The 24,906-nt window shown below is 65.4% G+C and carries 22 protein-coding genes; 10 read left to right on the top strand and 12 right to left on the bottom strand.

The features are described 5' to 3' along the window. The first annotated feature begins 89 nt into the window (after positions 1 to 89). Together YUU_RS0105380 and YUU_RS0105375 are read left to right on the top strand one after the other, a co-directional pair. Positions 90 to 1,016, top strand: a complete 927-nt coding sequence (locus YUU_RS0105380) for a DMT family transporter (protein WP_027521463.1) — start codon at positions 90 to 92, stop codon at positions 1,014 to 1,016. Positions 1,017 to 1,028: 12 nt separating this feature from the next. Continuing rightward, positions 1,029 to 1,802, top strand: a complete 774-nt coding sequence (locus YUU_RS0105375) for an MBL fold metallo-hydrolase (RefSeq protein WP_027521462.1) — start codon at positions 1,029 to 1,031, stop codon at positions 1,800 to 1,802. A gap of 218 nt (positions 1,803 to 2,020) precedes the next feature. Here YUU_RS0105375 and YUU_RS0105370 read toward each other — a convergent pair whose 3' ends face one another. From YUU_RS0105370 to YUU_RS0105350, 5 genes are all read right to left on the bottom strand, one after another. Next, positions 2,021 to 2,791, bottom strand: coding sequence for a TIGR02186 family protein (locus YUU_RS0105370; protein WP_027521461.1), 771 nt, complete (start codon positions 2,789 to 2,791; stop codon positions 2,021 to 2,023). Beyond that, positions 2,791 to 3,708 carry a sulfite exporter TauE/SafE family protein gene (locus YUU_RS0105365; RefSeq protein ID WP_027521460.1) on the bottom strand — a complete coding sequence of 306 codons (918 nt, stop codon included), beginning with the start codon at positions 3,706 to 3,708 and terminating at the stop codon, positions 2,791 to 2,793. Before YUU_RS0105365 ends, YUU_RS0105370 begins: the two co-directional genes overlap by 1 nt. A 190-nt stretch (positions 3,709 to 3,898) precedes the next feature. After that, entirely contained in the window at positions 3,899 to 4,702 is an 804-nt protein-coding gene (locus tag YUU_RS0105360) for a hypothetical protein (RefSeq protein ID WP_027521459.1), read from the bottom strand. Positions 4,703 to 5,012: 310 nt separating this feature from the next. After that, positions 5,013 to 8,405 carry a tetratricopeptide repeat protein gene (locus YUU_RS0105355; protein ID WP_027521458.1) on the bottom strand — a complete coding sequence of 1,131 codons (3,393 nt, stop codon included), beginning with the start codon at positions 8,403 to 8,405 and terminating at the stop codon, positions 5,013 to 5,015. A gap of 423 nt (positions 8,406 to 8,828) precedes the next feature. Continuing rightward, positions 8,829 to 9,416, bottom strand: a complete 588-nt coding sequence (locus YUU_RS0105350) for a PadR family transcriptional regulator (protein WP_027521457.1) — start codon at positions 9,414 to 9,416, stop codon at positions 8,829 to 8,831. A 183-nt stretch (positions 9,417 to 9,599) separates the two neighbouring features. Here YUU_RS0105350 and YUU_RS0105345 point away from each other — a divergent pair, with 183 nt between their 5' ends. The 4 genes from YUU_RS0105345 (at position 9,600) to YUU_RS0105330 (ending at position 15,561) form a co-directional block, all read left to right on the top strand. Then, entirely contained in the window at positions 9,600 to 10,004 is a 405-nt protein-coding gene (locus tag YUU_RS0105345; protein WP_027521456.1) for a hypothetical protein, read from the top strand. A gap of 133 nt (positions 10,005 to 10,137) precedes the next feature. Beyond that, positions 10,138 to 11,928, top strand: a complete 1,791-nt coding sequence (locus YUU_RS0105340; protein ID WP_027521455.1) for an acyl-CoA dehydrogenase C-terminal domain-containing protein — start codon at positions 10,138 to 10,140, stop codon at positions 11,926 to 11,928. Between the two features lie 55 nt (positions 11,929 to 11,983). Continuing rightward, complete coding sequence (locus tag YUU_RS0105335; protein ID WP_027521454.1) at positions 11,984 to 13,192, top strand: acetyl-CoA C-acetyltransferase; 1,209 nt, start codon at positions 11,984 to 11,986, stop codon at positions 13,190 to 13,192. A 155-nt stretch (positions 13,193 to 13,347) separates the two neighbouring features. After that, positions 13,348 to 15,561: an FAD-dependent oxidoreductase gene (locus YUU_RS0105330; protein ID WP_027521453.1), complete on the top strand. Its 2,214-nt coding sequence runs from the start codon at positions 13,348 to 13,350 to the stop codon at positions 15,559 to 15,561. A gap of 81 nt (positions 15,562 to 15,642) precedes the next feature. On the opposite strand, the gene YUU_RS0105325 is transcribed toward YUU_RS0105330, so the two are convergent. The 3 genes from YUU_RS0105325 to gstA all read right to left on the bottom strand — a co-directional run bounded on the left by YUU_RS0105325 (position 15,643) and on the right by gstA (position 17,527). Continuing rightward, positions 15,643 to 15,978 (bottom strand): hypothetical protein, encoded by a 336-nt coding sequence (locus YUU_RS0105325; protein WP_027521452.1) that lies wholly within the window; start codon positions 15,976 to 15,978, stop codon positions 15,643 to 15,645. Between the two features lie 394 nt (positions 15,979 to 16,372). Continuing rightward, on the bottom strand, positions 16,373 to 16,681 hold the full coding sequence (locus YUU_RS0105320) for a hypothetical protein (RefSeq protein ID WP_027521451.1): 309 nt from the start codon (positions 16,679 to 16,681) through the stop codon (positions 16,373 to 16,375). Positions 16,682 to 16,912: 231 nt separating this feature from the next. Beyond that, the gene (gene gstA, locus YUU_RS0105315) at positions 16,913 to 17,527 is read right to left on the bottom strand and encodes a glutathione transferase GstA (RefSeq protein WP_027521450.1); all 615 of its coding nucleotides are present in this window, start codon (positions 17,525 to 17,527) and stop codon (positions 16,913 to 16,915) included. A gap of 125 nt (positions 17,528 to 17,652) precedes the next feature. Between gstA and YUU_RS0105310 the strand changes: the two genes are divergently transcribed. From YUU_RS0105310 to YUU_RS0105300, 3 genes are all read left to right on the top strand, one after another. Continuing rightward, complete coding sequence (locus tag YUU_RS0105310) at positions 17,653 to 18,141, top strand: MarR family winged helix-turn-helix transcriptional regulator (RefSeq protein WP_027521449.1); 489 nt, start codon at positions 17,653 to 17,655, stop codon at positions 18,139 to 18,141. Between the two features lie 99 nt (positions 18,142 to 18,240). Continuing rightward, positions 18,241 to 19,611, top strand: coding sequence for a glutamate--cysteine ligase (locus YUU_RS0105305; RefSeq protein WP_027521448.1), 1,371 nt, complete (start codon positions 18,241 to 18,243; stop codon positions 19,609 to 19,611). Between the two features lie 108 nt (positions 19,612 to 19,719). Then, positions 19,720 to 20,322 carry a PAN domain-containing protein gene (locus YUU_RS0105300; protein ID WP_027521447.1) on the top strand — a complete coding sequence of 201 codons (603 nt, stop codon included), beginning with the start codon at positions 19,720 to 19,722 and terminating at the stop codon, positions 20,320 to 20,322. Positions 20,323 to 20,448: 126 nt separating this feature from the next. On the opposite strand, the gene YUU_RS0105295 is transcribed toward YUU_RS0105300, so the two are convergent. The 3 genes from YUU_RS0105295 to tldD form a co-directional block, all read right to left on the bottom strand. Continuing rightward, the gene (locus YUU_RS0105295; protein WP_027521446.1) at positions 20,449 to 21,015 is read right to left on the bottom strand and encodes a nucleotidyltransferase family protein; all 567 of its coding nucleotides are present in this window, start codon (positions 21,013 to 21,015) and stop codon (positions 20,449 to 20,451) included. A 125-nt stretch (positions 21,016 to 21,140) separates the two neighbouring features. Then, positions 21,141 to 21,953 carry a signal peptidase I gene (gene lepB, locus YUU_RS0105290; protein ID WP_027521445.1) on the bottom strand — a complete coding sequence of 271 codons (813 nt, stop codon included), beginning with the start codon at positions 21,951 to 21,953 and terminating at the stop codon, positions 21,141 to 21,143. Beyond that, positions 21,950 to 23,377, bottom strand: coding sequence for a metalloprotease TldD (gene tldD, locus YUU_RS0105285; protein WP_027521444.1), 1,428 nt, complete (start codon positions 23,375 to 23,377; stop codon positions 21,950 to 21,952). Before tldD ends, lepB begins: the two co-directional genes overlap by 4 nt. Before the next feature lie 197 nt (positions 23,378 to 23,574). Here tldD and YUU_RS0105280 point away from each other — a divergent pair, with 197 nt between their 5' ends. Then, entirely contained in the window at positions 23,575 to 23,862 is a 288-nt protein-coding gene (locus YUU_RS0105280) for a hypothetical protein (RefSeq protein WP_027521443.1), read from the top strand. Positions 23,863 to 24,155: 293 nt separating this feature from the next. Here YUU_RS0105280 and YUU_RS0105275 read toward each other — a convergent pair whose 3' ends face one another. Next, a complete protein-coding gene (locus YUU_RS0105275) occupies positions 24,156 to 24,692 on the bottom strand; it encodes an invasion associated locus B family protein (RefSeq protein WP_027521442.1) in 537 nt (178 codons plus the stop codon). Positions 24,693 to 24,906 lie beyond the last annotated feature (214 nt).

Genomic DNA, 24,906 nt, shown 5'->3' with positions numbered 1-24,906 from the left:
TCCACTGGACGGCAGTTAATCATTTAATTTCCAAATGACAAGGGGCGTCCCTAGATCAAGGGTCCAAGAAAACTGCCAAGAGAATTCGCATGTCCCTCGCGCCCTCGATCGCCGTTCCCCGCGCCCGTTTCAATCCGCTCCCGCTTTACATCTGCCTGTTCTGCCTGCTTTGGAGCTTTGCCTTCGTCGCCGGCAAGATCGGCGTCACCGACTGCCCGCCGCTGACCCTGCTTGCGGCGCGTTTCTCGCTCGCCGGCATTTTGATCTTCGCCATCTCTGCATTTCGTCGCGACGCGTGGGACATGACTTGGCGTGATGCTGCGATGTTCGCGGTGCTCGGCATCGCCAACAACGCGCTCTATCTCGGGCTCGGCTATACCGGCCTGCAATGGGTCTCCGCGGGCCTCGGTGGTCTGATCGTGTCGGCCAACCCGGTATTCACGGCGGCGCTCGCCGCGCTGCTGCTCGGCGAGGGCATGACCTGGCGCAAGGCGAGCGGCCTCCTGCTCGGCGTCGTTGGGGTCACCTTCATCGTCTGGCATCGCCTCGCGGTCGGCACCGACAGCCTGCACGGAATCATGTTCACGCTGGCCTCGCTCGCCTCCATCGTCGCCGGCACCATCCTGTTCAAGCTGTTCGCGCCGAAGGGCAGCTTGTGGATCGGCAACGGCATCCAGAACATGGCGGCCGGCATCGTGCTCACGCCGATCGCGCTGACGTTCGCTGATGTCCACGCCATCCAGTACACGCCCGGCCTCCTCGGCGCCTTCGCCTTCCTGGTGCTCGGCGGCTCGATCCTCGCTTATCTGCTCTGGTTCCATCTCCTCAAAGTGTGTGGCGCGACCGCGGCCAGTGCCTATCATTTCCTGATGCCGCCGCTTGGCATGCTGTTCGCGTTCCTCGTGTTGGGGGAGCATGTCGAGGCGCGCGATCTCTTCGGGATCCTTCCGGTGGCGATCGGCATTTATCTCGTGACGCGTCCCGCCCAAACCCTCGCAACCAGGTCCGCCGCGTAACAGGAGCCCGTCATGCCCATTTCCATCACGCTGATCGGCGGCCCGACCGCGCTGATCGAGATCGACGGCTTCCGGCTCCTCACCGATCCGACCTTCGATGGTCCGGGCGCCTATCAGCTGCCGCATGTGAAGCTGGAGAAGACGATCGGGCCAGCGTTGAAAGCCGACGCGATCGGCCCGGTCGATGCCGTGCTGCTCAGCCATGACCAGCATTCTGACAATCTCGACAATTCCGGCCGCGAGCTGCTCTTCAAGGTGAAACGCGTGCTGACGACGGAAGCGGGCGCAAGACGGCTCGGCGGTCACGTCGAAGGACTTGCGCCATGGGACACGACGCAGGTCAGGGATCGCGACGGCAACACGCTGACGATTACCGCAACGCCCGCGCGCCACGGTCCGGCCGGCATCGAGCCGCTGTCGGGCGATGTCATCGGCTTCGTCGTGTCCTCCAGCAACAAGGACAGCCGCGCGATCTATATCAGCGGAGACACCACCTGGTTCGACGGTGTTGCGGAAGTAGCGCGCCGCTTCGATTGCGGCGTGGTGCTGCCCTTTGCCGGCGCTGCGCAGACGCGCGGGCCGTTCCATCTCACCATGGACACCAACGACACCATCGAGACCGCGCGCGCCTTTCCCGATGCGGTGATCGTGCCCGTCCATACCGAAGGCTGGGCGCATTTCCGCCAGAACGGCGAGGACCTGCGCAAGACCTTCGACGTCCTCGGCTTCGGCCCGCGCCTGCGCCTGCTCGAGCCCGGCGTACCTACGGTGATCGAGGCGCCCTAAACAGACTCCGCTGTTGTCACTGCGAACAGCGAAGGCGAGCTGCTCCCCCAACGTCGTCCTGGCGAAGGCCAGGACCCATTACCCCGACTTCGAGTTGTTGCGGCAAGCCGTGGCCACCGCGTTTTCTAACAACAACAGCCTGTGGTAATGGGTCCTGGCTTTCGCCAGGACGACTCCGAGATATTGGTGTCCACCTGCGCCCATAACGAGCGCCCGCCTCAATCCTTCCTGAACACGATCGACGCCGCCCAGCCGCACATCAGCGCCAGCGCGGCCGTCACCAGCCCATACGCCAATCCGTTCTGCCGCGCGCTGGTGGCGACGAACTGCTCGAAGCCGACCTTGACGATCTCGAACGCCGTCTCGGTCTTGGTCACGAGCGCGCCGTTCGCGAACAGTTTGATTTCGACCTCATAGGTTCCGATCGGCACTTCCGCGGGCAGCGGAATGCCGGTGCGGAACAGCGTCGGCGTCAGGAACGTCACCGCCGACGGATCCTCGCGGTAGAGCCCGCGCTGCGTGCGCAGGCGGATGAAGGCGCTGCGGAACGCGTCGTCCGGCACCACGTCGGCATAGTCGGTGCCGACGCGCTGGGTCAGCAGCACGTTGTTGAGCCCGATCTGCTGGCGCCGCGCGATCTCGGGCGAGGTGATCTGGTCGAAGGGGCGATTGGCGAACAGCGCGAGATAGCTCGGCACCTGCAAGAATTGCCGGTAGTCGGTGTTGATCCAGATGCCGAACTTTCGTTCCTTGCGGCGCGTCACCATGTCCGCGCGCGGGCCCAGCACGGTGACGACGAGATCGTAGGCATTGCGATTCGCAGGCGTTGCCGCATCCCTCTCCACCGAGCCGAACAGCACCAGCTCCTCGCCGGAATAGTTCGGCGTCACGGTGACGCGGTGGTTGGAGACCGACACGATCAGCCGCTCGGCCCGCGCGGCGCCGCCGAGCAAAAGCATCAGGAGGGCAGCGATGATTGCGCGCGCGATCATCCCGTCACTCCGATCTCGCGGATGGTGAAGAGGTCTTCGGGACGGAGCACGAGCTCGACGGCGAAGCGCAGGCCGACGGCGAGGATGAGCAGGCCCAGGAGCAGCCGCAACTGCTCGCCGCGGATCTTCTGCCCGGCGCGTGCGCCGAACTGCGCGCCGGTGACGCCGCCAACCATCAGGATCAGCGCCAGCACCGCATCGACCAGATGATTGGTCATCGCATGCAGCATGGTCGCGACCAGCATGGTGACCAGCGTCAGGATCATCGACGTGCCGATCACCGTCGAGGTCGGCACCCGCAACAGATAGATCATGATCGGCACCAGGATAAAGCCGCCGCCGATGCCCATGATGGCGCCGATGAAGCCGATGATGATGCCGACCACGACCACGGGGATCACCGACAGATAGATCTTCGAGCGCTTGAAGCGCATCTTCAGCGGCAGGCCATGGATCCAGTTGTGCGTGCGCCGCGGCGGGACAGTGCCGCGCCGCGTCCGCATCATCGCGCGCAGGCCTTCCGAGAACATCAGGCTGCCCACGGTCGTGAGCAGCACGACGTAGGAGAGCGCGATCATCAAATCGAGCTGGCCGAGCGCGCGCAGCTGCGTGAAGGTCCAAACCCCGAGCGCGGTGCCCGTCACGCCGCCACATAACAGCACGGTCGCGAGCGCCGGGTCGATCGCGCGCCGCCGCCAATAGGAGATCGCGCCGGAAAAGGACGAAGCCGCGATGTGGCTCGCGACGGAAGCGACCGCGACCGCCGGTGCAATGCCGACGAAGATCAGCAGCGGCGTCATCAAGAATCCGCCGCCGATCCCGAACATGCCCGAGACGAAACCGACCGCGGCGCCCATCGCGAGCACCAGGAACACATTGACCGGCAGATCAGCGATGGGGAGGTAAAGCTGCATCGGGCACGTTCCGGCGAGACGGATCGGATTGCGGAATGCTCGCGGGAAGGCGGAACGATTGCCGCGTCCCTCATTAGCCGAATTTGGCGCGCGGCGGGACAAGGAATTTTCCGGCGTGCGGCGTTTTCGCCCGTGGTCCGATCAGGACCGCCCGGCATGGTGAATAGTTCAGATTAACGCGAGCCGATCCTCACCGCTTGCCGACGGGATCCGTGATCAAATTCATCGCCAGGGCCTGGTCGGGCGCCAGCCAGCGCACGTCCCTGGTTTGCGACATGGCCTCGACGATCGAGGAGGAGATGCCCATGCGCGTCACGTAGCCGAGCACTGCGCCGGCCGTGCGCTGGGCGTCGGCGACGGGGTCGCTGACTGCGGCTGTGTTCACGAACCGATGAACCCCGAGTGCCGATCCTTCGACGCCATAGCGGATCTTGCCGCCGGCATAGACGAGCACGCAGGCGCTGGCGCAATAGGCCGGCCGTACGCGGCCCGAGGCGTCGGCGACACCGACGGCGGTCGAAAGCCCGCGCGCGCGGATCGCCTCGCCCATGATGACGGCCTGGTTGAGGTTGCCGCCCGGCGAGGACAACAGGACCAGATCGCCGGGGACGAGATGCGCATCATCCAGCCGGTCACGCAGCCAGCTCGCGGCTGCCGGCCCGATCTCGCCGCTGACGGCGAGTGCGCGCCGGCCGCGCGCGGCGCCGCCGAGATCGACATTGGCGATGACGGCCGAGCTCAGGCTCGGCGAGACATACTGGTCTCTCCAGTAGGCCCAGGCCTCGGGCCGCGACACGTCGCGATAGGCACGGATGAGCACACCTGACGACAGGAGCAGGAAGATGACAACCGACCAGAACAGCCGCCTGCGCGCCGGCAGGGGCACCGGCCCCTCGACTGTCAGCCGTCGGGCCGCACCGCGCGGAGGTGCGATACGCGGACCGGTGGGAGAGCTGCGGAAGGAGCTTTCCTCCCGGCGATCAGTCTCGGACAAGGCGACCTCTTGCTGCTGGATACCGCGCGCGGGTGTCCCGCAGTTCTACACGGCATCAGCAGCGAGGTATAGGACGGCGCAACCGCAGGTCGCGAGAGGATTTCGCCTTAGAACGGGGTGAGATTGCCAACCACGAGGGACGTGCGGTCCCTCTCCCGCTTGCGGGAGAGGGTTGGTGAGGGTGTCGCCACAATCGAGACTCCCAATGTGGAGACAGCCCCCACCCGGCGCTTCGCGCCGACCTCCCCCGCAAGCGGGAGAGGTGCAGCGAGTCTGTGGCAAGATCGAGCTAACTAAATTTCTTGATGCGCTAATGCACCAGCAAGGCCTGACGCTTGGTCGCGACAGGCTTGGGCGCGGGCTTGGCGCTGGCCTGCGCCGGGGCGCTGTCCCAGCCGCCGGCGGGCGTTGCGACGTTGACGGCATCATCCGGCTGCGGCTCGGCGCTGAACGTCTGGATTGCGAGCTTGGCAGCGGCGAGCGACTGCGGGTCGAGGCGCTTGGCAACGTCGTCGCGCTTGGTCGCCGCATCGGAGTCGCCCTGGGCTGCGGCGAGGCTGAACCATTTGTAGGATTCGGCAAGGTTCTGTTCGACGCCGATGCCACGGGCATAGAGGATGCCGAGATTGTACTGGCTGTCGGCGACGCCGCGATCGGCGGCCTTGCGGAACCACTGCGACGCGCTCTTGTAGTTGGCGCCGCGTCCGCCGCCGTCGGCGTCGAGCACCGCGAGATTGTGCATAGCCTTGGCATTGCCGCGCTCGGCGGCCTGCGTGTAGTAGCGGCGGGCGATGTCGGCGTCTCTCTTCACGCCGAGGCCCTTCTCATAGAGCGTGCCGAGCCGGAAGGTCGCGAGCACCACGCCGGCCTGCGCCGCGCGGTCATACCATTTTACGGCTTCCTCGTAATTCGCAGCCACGCCTTTGCCTTCGGCCAAGCGTACGCCGATCTCATAGGCCGCGGTCGCATCACCCTTCATCGCGGCGGCGCGCAGCACCGGACCGCCGATGCCGTCGGCCAGCCGCTCGCTCGGCGGCACCTGGACGGTGCCGAGCCGCGCGCGCGACGGCGTCGTCGGGATCGCGCCGGTGATGTCGCTATTTCCAGCCACCGCCGGTGGGGGCGGGATCTCGACCGACGCGGCGCTGCCGGAGCTCGCGGGAGCGGCATTGTTCAGGGATTGCCGGCCGAGCGGGGTCGGCGAGGTCATCGACGGCGTGACCTGCTCGGGCACGGCGGGCTTCGCGCTGTTCTCGGCGGGGGCAGGGGCTTGCGGCGCGGGCGCGCTTGCGGGGGTCTCCATCGCCGGCACCGGTGGAGTGCTGCCGCCGCCCTCGAGCAGGTTCATCGCCATCTTGAAGGTGCCGAGCACGATCACGACCACGCTTGCGCCGACCAGCAGCGAGCGGATCTTCGAGGTGATGGTCGAGCCTTCCTTGCCCTTGTCCAGGGCAGCGCCGCCTGCGGCAGCCTTGCCGCCACGGCCGGGCTTCTCGGGCTGCGCGGCGGCCGCCTGTGCGGCCCTGCGTGCGGCGGCGATGAAGCTCGACGACGACACCGGCTCCTTTGGCGGGGCGGGAATTTCGCTGATCGCGCTTTCGGACGCGGCAATGCGCTCCGACGGCGTGGCGGCGCGTCCGCTCGGCCGCGTGCCCGGCTCCAGCGGATGATCCGGCGGCAGCTCCGGTGCGATCGCAGCGCGCGCAGGCGCGGCATGCGGCTCCAGGATTTCGCTGATCGCGCGCGGCGGCACGGGCGCTGTGACTTGCGGTGCCGCCGGGACCGGCGGCGGAGCAGCCGGCGTTGCGGCGTGGAATTCGCGCGGTGCGGCGACGAAGGCCGCCTGCGCCGCGGCCGGATTGGGCAGATCGGGCTTGATGTCGGCTCTGGGCGGCTGCGTCGGCATTGCGCTGCGCGCCGGTTCGGCCGGCATCGCCGGTGCTGCGAAGGCCTGCGGCGCGGCCTGAGGTGGCGCGCTGCGCACCGCGCGCAGGTCGCCCTCGATCATCGAAAGGCGATCGACGACATGACCGAGCGTGCTGTGCACCGCGTCGAGCGAGTCCTGCGTGTGGCGGTTGGTCTCGGCCTGGCTGAAGCGGATGTCGGAGAGCTCGCGCTTGACGAGATCGACCACGCCGGAATCGGAAGCCGGCGCCGAGCTGCGGCTCTCGGCGAGCGCGGCATATGTCGCCTGCTGCCGCTCCAGATGCCGCAGGATGTCGTGCAGGCCGTCTTCGACGCGGCTCAGATTGCCGTTGCGCGGATCGGAGGCAGCCTCGATCCGCTCCAGGAGATACGACACGCGCTGCTCGAGATGCGCGAAGGTGGAGGCGGAGTCGCCGCCGACCTGCATGCGGTCGAAGCGATCGGACAGCGCGCGGATGGCGTTCTCCAGATGCTCGGTGCTTTGGGACGGCGCAGGCTGCTCGCGCGTCTCCAGCGCCGCGGTGAGCGCGGCGATGCGCTGCTCCAGCACCGCAAAACTGTCGCCGCTGGGGGCGGAGGCGCGGCTGATCTGGTCGACCTTGGACGACAGCAGCTGCACGTCCTCTGAAAGCCGTGCCAGCGCCTCGTTGGAGGCGACGTTGGAGACGATGCCGCGCAGCGCCGAGATCGCGCCTTCGAGCTGCTGCACCGTGCCGGGATCGTCATTGGCGCGCAGGATCAGGTCGAGCTTGCCGCCGAGATTGCGGATCGCCTCGTCATAGCCGGTGAGCTGCTCGGCCGGCGTCAGCGTGCGCAGCACCTGCTTGATCTCGGACAGCGCGTGCTCGACGCCGGCGAGCGCCTGGCCGTCGGTGCTGGAGGTGCGCGTCTCATCAATGCGACGATGCAGCGAGCGGATCTCGTTTTCGATCGATTCGATCGCGCGGCGCGGCATCGCCTCGGTGATGACGTGGCGGATCTCCGCAAGCTCGTTGCGGAACGCCGTGATCGACTGCTCGATGTGATCGGGGCGCTGCAGCGCCTCGATCTGGCTGGTGATCTTGAGGAGATGCCGTTCGAGCGCGGAGAAGTCGGAGCTCGGCTGCGGAGGCGGCGGCGCGTAGGCGGGGGCAGGGGGCGCCAACGGGGGAGACATTGCGGGAGCCATCGGCGCGGCGGGCGCAATCGAAGGCGCCGCGCGCGGCGGCATCTGCCGGGGCGCAAAGCTGTCGAGCTCGTTCTGCCGCGCGCTGATTTCGGCCACCGCAACGTCGAGCGAGGCGGGGCTGAGCGGCGGCGAGTTGCGATAGACCTGTGCTGCCGCGCGCTCGACCACCTCGGCCTGGCGCTGGCGCGTCTCGACCGGAGCGGGCCGCGATGCCTGCGCCTGCGGCCGCGAGATCTGCGACAGCCGCGCGTCCAGCCGCGAGATCGCATCGTTCAGCTGACGCGCGACGCCCTGCTCGCGCGAGGCGTCGCGCGACGTGTCTTGGCGCGGCGCGGGCTTCGAGATGCGCTCGATCTGCTGGGTGATCGCATCCAGCCGCTGGTGGATGTCGGCGACGTCGCGGCTTTCCTGACTCGGTGCCAGGTGTGGGGCCTGCGGGGCTTGCGGGCGCTGCTCGTAAGGTCCGCGGAAGTTCGGCGGGATGGTGTCGCCGAGGGTGGAGTTCAGCCAATCGTTGAGTGACATGCCGGCACGGCGCGCGGCTGCTTCGGCCCGCTCCCTGACGGATGGATCGATGCCGTCAACACTCCACGATACGCGCGAATTCATGACTTCTGTCCGGTTCCGACTTCGGCACCCCACCCGATGCCTCCAGCTTTCCCGCGCGTCCCAGTTGCAGAGACAATTCCATTCGGCGCGGGTCGTCTGCCTCAAAAACCGACTTTTCTCTGTTACGGTAAATAACGGGTTAAGGAAGCCGTCGCCGCTGTCTTAAAGTTGGGCGCAGGGAACAGGAGTGGCGCATTGTCGGTGCGCTCCCTCTCCTGCTTGCGGGAGAGGTTGTTCGAGCCCGCGGCTCGCTCCCGATTTGCCACATTCACCGGTGTCATGCCCCGCGAAGGCGGGGCGTCCAGTACGCCGCGGCCTATCGATTCGATCATGACCGTCTCGGAGTACTGGATCGCCCGGTCAAGCCGGGCGATGACGGCGGAGTGGCTGGCGGCGGCATTGCCTCATGTCACGCTTGGTTGCTCAGCCCTTCTCGCGCTTGCCCTCGTCGATCGGCACCACGGTGCCGCGCGCGTTCATGGTCGACAGCGCCTCGAGCGCTTCCTCGCAGAAGTCGGCCACCATCTGCTCGTGCCGGGCGCCGAGGCGGAGCAGCAGCAAATTGCCGAGGTCGAGCACGCCCGACGCCTCTCCGTCCGGAAAGCGCTTCTTCAGGATGCGCTCGTAATTGGCATGGCGGTCGCGGTGATGCTCCAGGCGGGCCATCAAATCGGTGCGCAGGGGCTCGATGTCGATGCTGTCGAGGGCATGGAGGCGGACGAGCAGGTCATCCTTGGTCGAGGCCGGGGTGCTCGGGCGCGCGGCCCAGTGCCGCAGCGCTGTTCGTCCCTCCTCTGTAAGCGTATAAACCAGCTTGTTGGGCTTGCCGGACTGCACGACCTCGCGGCCCTGGATGTAGCCGCGGTCGCGCAGCTTGGAGAGCTCGCGATAGATCTGCTGGTGGTCGGCCTTCCAGAAGAAGCCGATCGAGGAGTCGAAAGTCTTGGCGAGCTCGTAGCCCGTCATCGGACGTTCCGTCAGGCATGCGAGGATTGCGTCGCCCAGCGCCATGACACGGCTCCCTTAAGACGTACCCGACCAATTGACTTGACTTTATGCATATCCACGCATATGCGTCAATGTGCATATGACGGTCGGCCTGTTGCCCAGCCGGCGTCGGCCTTCGCGCTACTTTGCATGGGGTTGTTTTCAAGCTTTTTGCCAACGCCTTTTATCAAAGGAGGCACCCTGAGAATGACCGGCCTCGATTCCTGGTACGGCTACATGAAGTCCCAAGAGCACGCTGGAGACCGCGCTGCGGCGCGCGCCGAACTGTGGGACCTGCTTCATCCCGACGCCGTCTTCGAAAGTCCCGTCGTGCACACGCCGCAGCGCGGGCGCGACATCACCTTCAAATATCTGTCGAGCGCCGAGACGGTGCTTGGCGGCCCCAGCTTCCGTTATGTCGGCGAGTGGAAGAGCGCGAGCGGCGCCGTGCTCGAATTCAAGACAGAGATCGACGGCATCGAGATCAACGGCGTCGACATCATCACCTTCGATAACGAGGGCCGCATCACGCATTTCAAGGTGATGGTGCGTCCGCTCAAGGCCATCAACATGCTGCACCGCCTGATGGCGGAGCAGCTCGCAGCCCAGTGAGGCTTTCGCCGAACTGCGTGCTCGATACCACCTGCCCTGAGGTTGCAGAAACCGCTAGACTCGCGACTAGGACTGCGCCGCAGGGCATTTTAAAGAATACCACCACTTAACGGCTCCATGCCGGGAGAACGCCATGCCGATCTACAAAGCCCCCGTCGAAGACGTGAACTTCCTCTTCAACGACGTCTTCCAGATCGACCGCTACGACAATCTGCCCGGCTTCTCCGACGCATCGAGCGATGTGCGCGAGGCGATCCTGGGCGAAGCCGCCAAGCTCGCCGAAGAGGTGCTGCAGCCGCTCAACCGCGTCGGCGATCTCGAAGGCTGCAAGCGCGCTGACGACGGCAGCGTCACCACGCCGAAGGGCTTCAAGGACGCCTTCAAGCAGCTCGCCGAAGGCGGCTGGCTCGGCCTCTCCGTGCCGACCGAATATGGCGGGCAGGGCCTGCCGGTGGCGTTGAGCCAGGCGGTCAACGAATTCCAGTGCTCGGCCAACATGGCTTTCGCGATGTATGGCGGCCTGACCATGGGCGCGACCGCGGCGCTGCTCGTGCACGGCAGCCCCGAGCAGAAGAAGACTTACGTGCCGAAGATGGTGGCGGGTGAATGGACCGGCACCATGAACCTGACCGAGCCGCATTGCGGCACCGACCTCGGCATGCTCCGCACCAAGGCGGTGCGCCAGGCCGACGGCAGCTTCAAGATCACGGGCACGAAGATCTTCATCTCGGCCGGCGAGCATGATCTTGCTGGCAACATCATTCACCTCGTGCTGGCCCGTATCGAGGGCGCGCCCGCCGGCATCAAGGGCGTCTCGCTGTTCGTGGTGCCGAAATTCCTGGTCAATGCCGACGGCTCCGTCGGCGCGCGCAATGGGGTGGTCTGCGGCTCGATCGAGCACAAGATGGGCATCCACGGCAATTCCACCTGTGTGATGAACTACGACAACGCCACCGGGTGGCTGATTGGCGAAGAGAACAAGGGCATGCAGGGCATGTTCGTGATGATGAACGAGGCCCGCCTCGGCGTCGCAGTGCAGGGTCTCGCGCAGTCCGAGGTCGCCTATCAGAACGCGGTTGCCTATGCGCGCGAGCGCATCCAGGGCCGCGCGCTAACCGGTACAAAGGCGCCGGACAAGGCGGCCGACCCGATCATCGTGCATCCCGATGTGCGCCGCACGCTGCTGTCCATCCGCGCCTTCAATGAAGCCGCGCGCGCCTTCGTGGTGTGGACTGCCTTGAAGAGCGATGTCGCCCACCGCTCCGAGGATCCCAAGGACCGCCAGGCCGCCGACGATCACATGGGCCTGATGACGCCGGTGCTGAAGGGCTTCCTCACCGACTACGGTTTTGCCAACGCCGTGCAGGCGCAGCAGATGTATGGCGGCCACGGCTACATCGCCGAGCAGGGCATGGAGCAGTTCGTGCGCGATGCCCGCATCGCCATGATCTATGAAGGCGCCAACGGCATCCAGGCGCTCGACCTCGTCGGCCGCAAGCTGCCGCGCGACGGTGGCCGCGCCATCATGGCGTTCTTCGGCGAGGTCGGAGCCTTTGCCAAGGAGAATGGCGGTGACGAGGCGCTGAAGCATTTTGTCGCGCCGCTCTCGACCGCGCTCGGCCATCTCCAGCAGGCCACCACCTGGCTGATGCAGAACGCAATGGCGAAGCCGGACAATGCCGGTGCCGCCGCAACCGATTACCTGCACCTCTTCGGCTTCGTCGCGCTCGGCTACATGTGGGCGCGGATGGCGAAAGTCACGCAGGCCAAGATTGCCGAGTCCGGGGCCACGCCCTATCTCTCGACCAAGCTCGTTACCGGCCGTTTCTTCATGGAGCGGATGCTGCCGGAGACCGCCGCCAATCTCGCGCGCATCCAGGCCGGCTGCGCCACCGTCATGGAACTGCCGGCGGAAGCATTCTAAGCCCGCTTCCGTCGCCAGGTCCCAATCGCATTGAACATCACATCAGGAGGGCGTCATGCCTGAGGCATTCATCTACGACCACGTTCGCACACCGCGCGGCCGCGGCAAGCCGGACGGCGCGCTGCACGAGGTCACGGCGTTGGCGCTCGCCACCGTGCCGCTGCAGGCGCTGAAGGAGCGCAACAACCTGCCCGTGGACTCCGTCGATGACGTCGTGCTCGGCGTGGTCGATCCGGTCGGCGAGGCCGGCAGCGACATCGCGCGCTTCGCGGCGCTCAAAGCCGGCCTCGGCGAAGCCGTCCCCGGCGTGCAGATCAGCCGCTTCTGTGCCTCCGGCCTCGATGCCGTGAACTTCGCTGCTGCCCAGGTCATGAGCGGCCAGCATGAGCTGGTGATCGGCGGCGGCGCCGAATCCATGAGCCGCGTCGGCATCGGCGCGTCCGGCGGTGCATGGCCGATGGATCCCTCGATGGCAGTGCCGGCCTATTTCATGCCGCAGGGCGTCTCGGCCGATCTGATCGCCACGAAGTACGGCTTCTCCCGCGACGACGTCGACGCCTATGCCGTGCAGAGCCAGCAGCGTGCCGGCAAGGCCTGGGACGAAGGCCGCTTCAACAAGTCGGTGGTGCCGGTGAAGGACATCAACGGCCTCACCATCCTCGCCAAGGACGAGCATATGCGGCCCACCACGACCATGCAGTCGTTGGCGCAGCTGCAGCCGTCCTTCACCATGATGGCGCAGATGGGCGGCTTCGACGCGGTGGCGGTCCAGTCGCATCCTGAGATCGAGCGCGTCAATTACGTGCACCATGCCGGCAACTCTTCCGGCATCGTCGACGGTGCCGGCGCCGTGCTGCTCGGCAGCAAGGAGGCGGGTGCGAAATACGGCATGAAGCCGCGCGCAAAGATCCGCGCCTTCGCCAATATCGGCTCGGAGCCGGCGATGATGCTGACCGGTCCGGTCGACGTCACCGAAAAGCTGTTTGCGCGTTCGGGCATGAAGAAGTCGGACATCGACCTGTTCGAGCTCAACGAGGCCTTTGCTTCCGTCGTGCTGCGCTACATCCAGGCCTTCGAGATCGACAACGCCAGGATCAACGTCAATGGCGGCGCGATCGCACTCGGCCATCCCCTCGGCGCAACCGGTGCGATGATCCTGGGCACCGTGCTCGACGAGCTCGAGCGCACCAACAAGTCGACCGCGCTGGTGACGCTGTGCATCGGCGGCGGCATGGGTACCGCGACCATCATCGAGCGGGTGTAACGAGCTGCCGTAGGGTGGGCAAAGCGAAGCGTGCCCACCACTGATGTCTCCGCGAATGATGGTGGGCACGGCGCAAGAGCGCCTTTGCCCACCCTACGAGATCACAGTCAACCGCCGCGCCGAAAGACTGGCTGCGGCACCGAGGAGCAACCAACATGGCTTACAAGAACTTCAAGGTTGAGACCGACGCCGACGGCATCGCGCTCGTCACCTGGGACATCCCGGGCCGTTCGATGAACGTGCTCGACGAGACCTCGACCAGCGAGCTCGATGCGATCGTGAAAGAGACCACCGCGGATGACGCGGTGAAGGGCGTCGTCATCACCTCCAGCAAGGAGGCGTTCTGCGCCGGCGCCGATCTGTCGATGCTCGAGGGCATGAACCAGGCCTACGCCAAGGTCTTCAAGGAGCAGGGCGAGACGGCCGCGAACCAGATGCTGTTCGACCAGAGCCGCCGCTTCTCGCAGGTGCTGCGTTCGATCGAGACCTCCGGCAAGCCGTGGGCGGCCGCGATCAATGGCCTCGCGCTCGGTGGCGGCTTCGAGATCACGCTCTGCTGCCACTATCGCGTGGCGGCGGAGAATCCCAAGACGCGTCTCGGCCTGCCCGAGGTCAAGGTCGGCCTGTTTCCCGGTGCCGGCGGTACGCAGCGCGTGCCGCGCCTGGTGCCGCCGCAAGACGCGATGACCATCCTGCTGAAGGGCGACCCCGTCGCGCTCGACAAGGCCAAGCAACTCAACCTGATCCACGCCATCGTTCCCGCGGCCGATCTCATCAAGGCGGCAAAGGACTGGATCAAGGGCGGCGGCAAGGCGGTCGCGCCCTGGGACGAGAAGGGCTTCAAGCTGCCCGGTGGCCCGGTGTTCTCCAAGAACGGCATGATGATGTTCCCGGCGGGCAATGCCATCTACCGCCGCGAGACCTACGACAACTATCCGGCCGCGCGAGCGATCATGAGCTGCGTCTATGAGGGCCTGCAGTTGCCGATCGACGCCGCGTTGCGCGTCGAGTCGCGCTACTTCACCTCGGTGCTGCGCTCCAAGGAAGCGGCTGCGATGATCCGCAGCCTGTTCCTGTCGATGCAGGAGCTCAACAAGGGCGCGCGCCGTCCGAAGGACGTGCCGCCGACCAAGGTGAAGAAGATCGCCGTGATCGGCGCCGGCTTCATGGGCGCCAGCGTCGGCTACGTCTCGGCCCGCGCCGGTCTCGACGTCGTCCTGATCGACCGCGACCAGGAGAGCGCCGACAAGGGCAAGGCGCATGCGCAGAAGGTGATTGAGGAGCAGATCAAGAAGGGCCGCGCCAAGCCCACGGATGCCGAAGCGCTGCTCGCGCGCATCACGCCGACCGCTGATTATGCTGCGCTGAAGGACGTCGACCTCGTCATCGAGGCGGTGTTCGAGGATCGCAAGGTCAAGGCGGAAACGTTCGCCAAGGCGCAGGAGTATCTGAAGTCCGACGTAATCTTCGCGTCGAACACGTCCACGCTGCCGATCACCTCGCTCGCCGAGAGCTTCAATGACCAGGGCAAGTTCGTCGGCATCCACTTCTTCTCGCCGGTCGAGAAGATGATGCTGGTCGAGATCATTCTCGGCAAGAACACCGGTGACGTCGCGCTGGCGACCGCGCTCGACTACGTCCGCACCATCGGCAAGACGCCGATCGTCGTGAACGACAGCCGCGGCTTCTTCGCCAACCGTTGCGTCGGCCGCTATGTCGCCGAAGGCAACGAGATGTTCCTCGAAGGCGTCCCGCCGGCGATGATCGAGAATTGCGCCAAGATGGCGGGCATGCCGGTCGGCCCGCTCTCGCTGTCCGACGAAGTCGCGCTCGACCTCGGTCTGAAGATCATGAAGGCGACGGAAGCTGATCTCGGCCCCAACGCCATCAACCCCGATCAGAAGAAGCTGATGGTGGAGATGGTCGAGAAGCAGGGCCGGCTTGGCCGCAAGAACAGCAAGGGCTTCTACGACTATCCGGAGAAGGGCAAGGGTCAGAAGAGCCTGTGGCCGGGGCTGTCGGCGCTCCAGCCCAAGCAGCTCGATCCTGATACGCTCGACGTCGAGGAGCTGAAGCAGCGCTTCCTGGTGGTGCAGGCGGTGGAGGCCGCGCGCACGGTGGAGGATCACGTCATCACTGATCCGCGCGAGGCGGACGTCGGCTCGATCCTCGGCTTCGGCTTCGCGCCGTTCACCGGCGGCACGCTGTCCTACATCGACTTCATGGGCACGAAGAAGTTCGTCGAGCTCTGCCATAAGCTGGAAGCCAAATACGGCTCCCGCTTCACGCCGCCCAAACTGCTCGAGGAGATGGCGGCGAAGGGCGAGACCTTCTACGGCCGCTTCGCGCCGAAGAAATCTGCGGCTTAAGACTCCGCTGTGCTATGTAGTGAAAAGGCCGGATCACCGATCCGGCCTTTTTTTGCTTTTCGACCTGCGCGTTCATTCCATTCAGTCCTCCGGATAGAGCGCATGACCGGAGACGCGTTCATCGCCCTTGCTGGCGGTCCAGCTGCCCTTGTTGCCGCGCGCAACGCGCACCTCGAAATGCCAGTCGTTCTGGTTGGTGAACGCGATCTCCGCGCCGTCCTTCCGTTCGGTGTATGTGCAGCGATATTCGGTGGGCCGATCGGGAAACACGATCTGGCCCTCTCTGCTCTCGAACGCGGCGCTGGTCATCCCCGGGTGAAGCGTGAAGACACAGTCGCGTTGCGGCGCGACAGGTTGCGACAGTAGCAGCATGGCGAGGTACGTCCCGGAGGACGTCATGAATACGATCAGGTTCATCAGTGGATATTCTCGCGTGAGGATGTTCAGCCCTTGGTCGCTGCGACGGATCATGCAGTTCGCGGCATCGATGCGATTTTTGCGTGCAACTGCTGCCTGACACCCCGCGTCAGGTGCCATCACGCATCCGCGATGACACACTCCGGCCGCGCCGCGTCCGCAGGGACGCCACGCCCACGGCGTACTGGCACCGCTCTTGCTACCGTTCCCACCAGCAAGCCGGTAAGGCGACGATCAGCAATGAAGGTGTCCCGCAATGAACTCACTGGTGTCCCAAAAGAGTGCGGCCGGCATCGCGCTCCAATTCACGCCCCTGTCCTTTGTGAGTGGCCTGCTGACGCGCCGAAAGTCCTTGCGTCAGCGCCGCAAGGTTCCGTCCTGGGTGGGATTGACGCTACTCGTATTGGTCGCGGATATTCTTCTGGCGGTGTTTGCCTGGAAGGCCGTCGACTTCGTCCTCCATTGAGAGTTTCCCCCGGTGCAGGTGGAACGTCGCCAGCAGATAGGCGAGCTGGCTGACGACGAGGCACCCGACGATCACGGACACACCGGCGAAAAACTCAAAGCCCGCGGACTGAAGAACGATCGCGGACACGACCGCGACCAACGGCGAAGCCAGCGCCAGCGCCCAGACCCGGAACAACAGACCTGTCGCCAGTCCGACGACCAGGCTCGCAAGCAGGAGGGTGACTGCAACGGTCACAGTTCCAATTCCACTTCACCGACGCCCCCTGCAATCGATAGTTGGCCAACCCGGTCGCTCACGCAACAATGGTGTTACGCACGCCGTTCACAAGGCCAGTTATTGTTAACTGCGACAATGCTGTTCAATTGCTCCCGACGCGGCTCGCCTGCAAACGAGCAATCCAACAAACAAAAAAGAAGAGCCGGATCACTGATCCGGCTCCTTGTCACTGAACCTCGATCGACGGTCTCACGCCGCCTGCGCGAGCCCTTCGCGCTTCAGTGCTTCCTGCACCTTCGGCCGCGCGGCGACGCGGGCCTTGTAGGCGAGGAGGTTCGTGAGGGCTGAGAGATCGAACTTCAGTCGCTCCGCCCAGGTCAGCATGGTGAAGAGATACCCGTCGGCGACGGTGAACTGCTTGCCCATCAAATAGTCGCGACCGGCGAGCTGGCCGTCGATATATTTCAGCTTGCCCATCACGCGATCCCTGAAGAACGCCTTGGCATCATCGGCCAGCACCGGCGAGAACAGCGGACCAAAGCTCTTGTGCACCTCCGAGGTGAGGAAGTTCAGCCACTCCAGCAGCTTGTAGCGCTCGGAACTGTCGCGCGCAGGCGCCAGGCTTTTGGCCGAGGCCTGATCGGCGATCATCTGGACAATGACTGGGCCTTCGGTCACGATCTCACCGCTATCGAGGCCAAGCGCCGGCACTTGGCCCTTCGGGTTGACCTTCAGATAATCCTCACCGTTTTCGAGCTTCTTGGCGCGGATATCGACCTTGACGAGTTCGTAGGGCAGGTCGGCTTCCAGGAGGGCGATGTGGGGGGACAACGAGCACGCTCCCGGCGAGTAATAGAGCTTCATGGAATTTTCTCCTGCCGATGGTTGGTTGGGGCGAAAGAACGCCTACATGCATCTGCATGGAATAGTCAAGATTGATGCAGGTGCATCAAGTGCGCTAAGAACAGGCTACACACTTGAGCGGGACCATGAAACGCAGACCATCGACCGAGGCGACGTCCGCCTGGATCCGCCTGATGCGGGTGCAGAGCCGCGTGCTCGACTGCGTGGAGCAGGACCTGAAGAAGGCCGGTTTCCCGCCGCTCGCCTGGTATGATGCGCTTCTCGAGCTGTCGCGCGCGCCGTCGGGCGAGCTGCGCCCCGTGGAGCTCGAGCGCCAGATGCTGATCCCGCAATATTCGACCTCGCGGCTGATCGACCGCCTGGTCGACGAGGGCCTCGCCGTGCGCCGCGAATGCAAGATCGACAAGCGCGGCCAGTTCGTCGAGATCACCGAAGCCGGTCGCGAGTTGCAGAAGCGGATGTGGGGAGCCTATTCCGCCGCAATCGAGAAGTATGTCGGCTCAAAACTGTCCGATGCGGACGCAGTCAAGCTCAGCGGTCTGCTCGACCGGCTCGGTTGCTCCTGCGGCGAGATGAAGCTGCCGGTCGCCAACGAAAGCACACCGTTGCGATGACTCCGCAGCAAACCAATATGTCCGCGCAACCGGTTGGTTCGCGGACCATCCCTGTCACCCGCGCGCGTTCGGTCGAAGCGCTTTTGATTAGAGTTTGATATGGCGCGAGACCAGATCGATATGACGCCGCTGCAGTCACGCGACGAGCTCGTCGCGTGGTTCGAGGCCGGCTGCAAGCCGCTCGACGACTTCCGCATCGGCACCGAGCATGAGAAAACGCCGTTCACGCTCGAAGGCCGCCGCCCGGTTCCTTACGAGGGTGCGCGCGGCATCGGCGCGCTGCTCGAAGGCATGAAGCTCCTGCTCGGCTGGGAGCCGATCATGGAGAAGGGCAACATCATCGGCCTCTACGACGTTACCGGCGGCGGCGCGATCTCGCTCGAACCCGGCGGGCAGTTCGAATTGTCCGGCGCGCCGGTCGAGACCGTGCACCAGACGCAGAGCGAGCTGATGGCGCATCTGGCGCAGGTGCGGGAGATCGCGACCCCGCTCGGCATCGGCTTCCTTGGCCTTGGCATGACGCCGTCCTGGTCGCGCGCCGACATTCCGGTGATGCCGAAAGGCCGCTACAAGATCATGACCAACTACATGCCGAAGGTCGGCAAATACGGCCTCGACATGATGTACCGCACCTGCACGGTGCAGACCAATCTCGACTTCTCGTCCGAAGCGGACATGGTCAAGAAGCTCCGCGTCTCGCTTGCGCTTCAGCCGGTCGCAACTGCCCTGTTTGCCAATTCGCCGTTCACCGAAGGCAAGCCCAACGGCTTCCTGTCCTTCCGCTCGGAAATCTGGCGCGACACCGACAATGCACGCTCCGGCATGCTGCCTTTCGCGTTCGAGGACGGCATGGGCTTTGAGCGCTATGTCGACTATGCGCTCGACGTGCCCATGTATTTCGTCAAGCGCGGCGAGGACTACATCGACGTCTCGGGCTCCTCCTTCCGCGCCTTCTTCGACGGCCGCAACAACAACCTTCCCGGCGAGCGGCCGACGCTGTCGGACTGGGCCAATCATCTCTCGACCATCTTCCCGGAGGTGCGGCTGAAGCGTTACCTCGAGATGCGCGGCTCCGACGGTGGTCCGTGGGGCCGGCTGCCGGCGCTGTCGGCGTTCTGGGTCGGGCTGCTCTATGACAACGTCTCGCTCGATGCCGCCTGGGATCTGGTGAAGCACTGGAGCGCGCATGAGCGCCAGGCGCTGCGCGACGATGTGCCGCGCTTCGGCTTCAAGGCCCGGATCAAGGACCGCTATCTCTTCGAGATTGCCAAGGAATGCCTGGTGCTGGCCCATGCCGGCCTGCGCCGCCGTGGCCGGATCGACCAGCTCGGCCGGGATGAGACGCGCCATCTGGAGCCACTCGACCGCATCATCGATTGCGGACGGACCCCGGCCGAGGAGATGCTGGAGAAATTTCACGGCGCCTGGAAGGAATCCGTGGAACCGGCCTACGAGGACTACGCGTTCTAGTTCAGCCGGACGAGCGGCGCGCCGCCGTTCATCGCCCGTACAGGTTTGCGGCGATCAAATGACCGGCTGAAAAATCCAAGCGCGTTCAATAACTCGAAAGCTGTTCTAATGGGGAAAGGCCGCCTGCCAGGGGCCTTGATGGCAAAGGTCATGGCAAGAGCCGTGACGAGGGTCGTGGCACAGGGTATGGCGTGGGTCATGCTGCTGGCAGTCCTGCCTGCCATGGTGCCGGCGAGTGCCCAGACCGCATTCGACCGGCCCGGCGGCGACTATTTCAACACGCCCGTTGCGTCAGGGGATCCCGAGGACTGCGCGCTGCTGTGCGAGCGCGACCGGCGCTGCCGATCCTGGAGCTTCAGCTATCCCGACGTCGAGGGCGCGCCTGCGGTGTGCTGGCTGAAGAACACCGTGCCGCCGCGCAGCCCGGCGAATTGCTGCATCTCCGGCGTCCGCGGTGCGGGCGTGATCGAGCCGCGCGTCGAGGGTGTCGAAACGTCGATCGATCGTCCCGGCGGGGACCTGCGCAATTTCGAACTGAAGGTCGACGAAGGCGAGGACGCCTGCAAGGCCGCCTGCGTCGCCGACAACAAGTGCCGCGCCTTCACCTTCGCGCGCCCAGGTTATACCGGGCGCGCCGCGAAATGCTTCCTGAAGAAGGAAATCAAGCCGCCACGCAGGAAGGCGGGGTTTACGTCGGGCGTGGTCAGGTAGGGATACTCTCGCGCCCCGGGCGCAGTGCAGCACGCTAGTGATGCGCTGCTGAACCGGGGCCCACGTCGCTGGGTCCCGGCTCTGCGTCGCGTCACTGCGTGCCGCGCCGCGTCCGGGACACGAGACCTACTCCGCCGCAATGATCGCGATCTCCGGCCATAGCGATTTCCATCGCTGAGTTTTCGCCGCGTAGTTCGTCGCGGAGAAATTCGCGCCCGGATTGGGACGCGCGATCAACCCCGCGACGTCGTCGAACCCGTGCGGCGCATAGACGTCGCAGCGATCGCCTGCACGCCGGATGCCGATCTGTGTGTTCTGCGTCAGGAAACGGTCGATGCCGTCGGTCGAACAGGTCAGCGGCGGATAGGGCAGGCCGTGCTTGTCGGGGTACCACAGATGCACGCGCGCCTGGTTGCGCGCTTCGATCTTCGCGCCGAGATGCGCAAGGCTGGCGTCCAGCTTGCGGATCACCGCGTCTTCCGCTTCCCACGAGGTGTCAGGGTCGAAATAGAACACGTCGTAGTCGGCGATGCCGTGATCGATCGCGCGGCCCGTGATCACGTTCCACGCCGTCTGCACCAGGCATCCCGACACCAGCCAGGCATCCGGCAGCGCAAGCTGCGCGAGCGCGTCGGTGATCGCGACGTTGACGGGATTGCGCAGCGCCAATGCGAGGAATTCGTCGCGGGTCATCGGGAATCGTAGAGTGGGCAAAGGCGCGCACTTCGCGCGTCGTGCCCACCATCTCTCCAGGATTGCGACAGAAGTGGCGGGCACGCTTTCGCTGTGCCCAGCCTACGATCTTCCGGCTCCGTGCCTCACTTCACCGCGGTGAAGAACCGGGCCATCCGGAAGCCCGAGAGCCAGGTCCACATCGGCTGGCTGCGCATGCCGAGATCCCAGGAGCCGAGTACTGCGTCGGCGCGGCCGACGAGATTGTCGATCGGCAACAGCCCGACGCCGCCGGAGCGCAGCGACACGCGGCTGTCGGCGGAGTTGTCCCTGTTGTCGCCGAGCACGAAGAGATGCCCGGCCGGCACCGTCACTTCCGGCGTGTTGTCGAGCGGGCCGTTGTCGCGCATCTTGAAAATGAGATGCGAGACGCCATTCGGCAGCGTCTCGACATAGCGATAGGCGGGCTCGTTGCCGCCGTTGTCGTCCTCAGCCTGGCCGACGCCATCGGGCTTCAGCTCCGCAGGACGGTCGTTGATGAAGAGCTGGCCCTGCCGCATCTGGATGCGGTCGCCGGGCAGACCGACCACGCGCTTGACCCAGGCCTGCGAGCGGTCGCCGGGCCAGCGGAACACGACGACGTCGCCGAGCTTCGGCGTCTCGGCGAAGACGCGGCCGGTTTCCGGCAGGTTGATCTGGATCGGCAACGACGAGGTGCCGTAGCCATAGGGGAATTTCGAGGCGAGCAGCGCGTCGCCGATCAGCAAGGTCGGCTCCATCGAGCCCGACGGCACGTAGAATGGCTCGGCCAGCGCACCCTTGGCGATGAACACGGCGGCGACGATGCCGGCAAGCTGCACGAGCTGTCCGCGCCAGGTGCCGCTCTTGCCGCTGTTCTTGCCGCCGCTCTTGCCGCTGCTCTTGGGCTTGGTTGTTGCAGTCATTTTCTCAACGCTCATGCGCCCGTACCACCCACCGTAATCCGTTCCATCAGAAGCGTCGGCTGGCCGACGCCGACCGGCACGCCCTGGCCGTTCTTGCCGCAGGTACCGATGCCGGTATCGAGCGCGAGATCGTTGCCGATTGCGCGGATGCGATGCAGGTCGGTCGGCCCGTTGCCGATCAGCATGGCGCCCTTCAGCGGCGCGCCGATCTTGCCGTTCTCGATCTTGTAGGCCTCGGTGCACTGGAAGACGTATTTGCCCGAGGTGATGTCGACCTGGCCGCCGCCGAAATTCGCGGCGAAGACGCCGTTCTTCACCGAGGCGAGGATCTCGCCCGGCTCGCGGTCGCCCGCGAGCATGTAGGTGTTGGTCATGCGCGGCATCGGCACATGGGCGTAGCCCTGCCGGCGACCGTTGCCGGTCGGTTTCATGTTCATCAGGCGCGCGTTCTGGCGGTCCTGCATATAGCCGACCAGGATGCCGTCATCGATCAGCACCGTGCGGTTGGTCGGCGTGCCCTCGTCGTCGATCGACAGCGAGCCGCGCCGTGAGGCAATGGTGCCGTCGTCGACCACGGTGACGCCCTTGGCCGCCACCTGCTGGCCCATCAGCCCTGCAAACGCCGAGGTCTTCTTGCGGTTGAAGTCGCCCTCCAGGCCATGGCCGACCGCCTCATGCAACATGACGCCGGGCCAGCCGGCGCCAAGCACCACGTCCATCTCGCCGGCGGGCGCCGGCACGGATTCCAGATTCACCAGCGCCTCGCGCAGCGCGCCGTCAGCTGCGTCGCGCCAGTTCCTGGTCTCGATGAATTCGGCATAGCCGGCACGGCCGCCATAGCCCTTGCTGCCGCTTTCCTGACGATCGCCCTGGCCGGCGACAACGGAAATGTTCACGCGCACCAACGGGCGGATGTCGCGATAGCTCTCGCCATCGGGGCGGAGGATTTCAACCACCTGCCAGGTCGCCCCTATACTCACGCTGACCTGCCGCACGCGCGGATCCTTGTCGCGCAAATACGCGTCGATCTCCGCGAGCAGCTTGACCTTGGCTTCAAAACCCGGCGCATCCAGCGGATTGTCGTCGGCATAGAGCCGCACATTGGTATGCGGCGGCGGCGCGGCAAAGCTTCCCGAATAGCCGCCGCGGACTGCTGCGACCGCATCGGCCGCGCGGATCAGCGCCGGCAGCGACACGTCGGAGGAATGCGCGTAGCCGACCGCGTCGTCTTTCACGGCGCGCAGGCCAAAGCCCTGCGAGGTGTCATAGGTCGCCTGCTTCAGCCGCCCATTGTCGAACATCAGCGCTTCGGTCTGGCTGTATTCCAGGAACAATTCGCCGTCGTCGGCGCCCGAAAGCCCGCGCGCGACTTCGTGGCGAACCTGGTCGCGATCGAGATTGGCGCGGTCGAGCAGGGAGGTCGTGGCAGGGTTGGTCATCGGCGATCCATTATCGGGAGATGTGGGGCAAGATAATGGTTTCAAAAGCGTTCGGCGAGGGGGGCGGGCCGTCACATTACTGAAACGACATGGTCGGGATCGCACCCGGCCAGCCTTTCGATTGGCCTCGTCTTAAGCCGGTTTTCAAGGTTTTCAGCCTATACGGGCGCACACCTGTGTGAACCGGCGGCCAAAGCATGTGGAATTCCCTGCTTGCATTCTGGGATCAGTATCACGGCCTGATCATCGGCTTTGCCGTGCTGGCCCTGGTCCTGTTCGTCAACCAGTTCATCTTCCGCCGTGGCTGGAAATCCTACCCCGCGCGCGAACAGTACGTCGCGGCCCATCCAGGCTCAGCGACGGCGGGCGGCGTCGTCTGCGCCAAGTGCCGGCAGAAGGCGGCCGGAATGGCTGTCGCCAGTGCCGGCCGCATCTACCGCTGCACCTGGTGCGAGACGGAGCTTTATCGCGTCGACAGGGCGTGAGGTGCGGGCGGGCGGCCCACACTCCCGTCATTGCGAGCGCAGCGAAGCAATCCAGACTGCAATCCGCGGAAAGACTCTGGATTGCTTCGTCGCAAGAGCTCCTCGCAATGACTCGAGTGGCTAGGGTCCACTCCATCACCGTCACCACCGCGCAATGGCGAAGCCATTGTCGCTGGAGGTGCTGGAGCGTAGCGGAGGGCTCGAAGGGCGACGGCCCGGCCGGCCATTCTGCCGTTCATCCTTCGAGGCGAGCCTTGCGGCTCGCACCTCAGGATGTCGGGACTGGCATCGCCCTACGGCAACTTGTCATAGCCCTCGCCGAGCCCGTTCAAGCTGAGCGGGAAGCCGATGCCTTCCTCGGGGGTTTCGAAGATGATGAAGGTCGCGGTCTTGGCTGAACGGAGTTGGCCGAGCAGCTTGTCCTCCAGGACGACCTCGGCGACGCAGCCGTTTGGCAGGCAGCGGACAAAGCCGGCGCGGCCGACGTCCTGGTTGTCGAGCTTCAGCCCGAGGCCGGAGGGCAGCAGCACGCCGAGCGGCGCGACCACCCGCATCAGGCGGCTCTTCTGGTCGGCGGTCTTCAGCACGATCACGGTCAGGCCGGCATTGGAGCGGTCCTCGGCGACAACGCTCTGGATCAGGGCGCATTGCTCGGCCTGGGCCCCCGGCGGGGTGTCGCAGCGGATCTGCCAGTCACCATGGACCGAGCGCACCGCGCCTTGCGCATGCGCAAGGCCCGGCAGGAGGAGGACGGCGGCCACCAGAAAACAGGCCAGCGTGCCAAAATGGCGGTAAGGAGCGGGTTTCGCCATGCGTGTCGAAAGCCCCATCGGGGTCGATCCCTCTGTTCGCAACCTGCTTGGGCGGCTTCGCTTTCACTCAGGTACGGAAATGACGGCGGCTTGAAGGCGGATCCCAAGCAACCAACAAGCAAATCTCGCGCCGCGCCGGTCGCCTTTTTCCCGCGCGAATCAGGCTCCTGCGGGGGCGGCCGATCAGTGCCTACAGCGGGCAATCCTGCTGTCAAGCCGCGACACTCCCGGG

The organism is Bradyrhizobium sp. Ec3.3 (assembly GCF_000472925.1).
GTDB lineage: Bacteria > Pseudomonadota > Alphaproteobacteria > Rhizobiales > Xanthobacteraceae > Bradyrhizobium.
The sequence above is the reverse complement of the archived record's forward strand: the minus strand, read 5'-3'. Positions and strand labels throughout refer to the sequence as shown.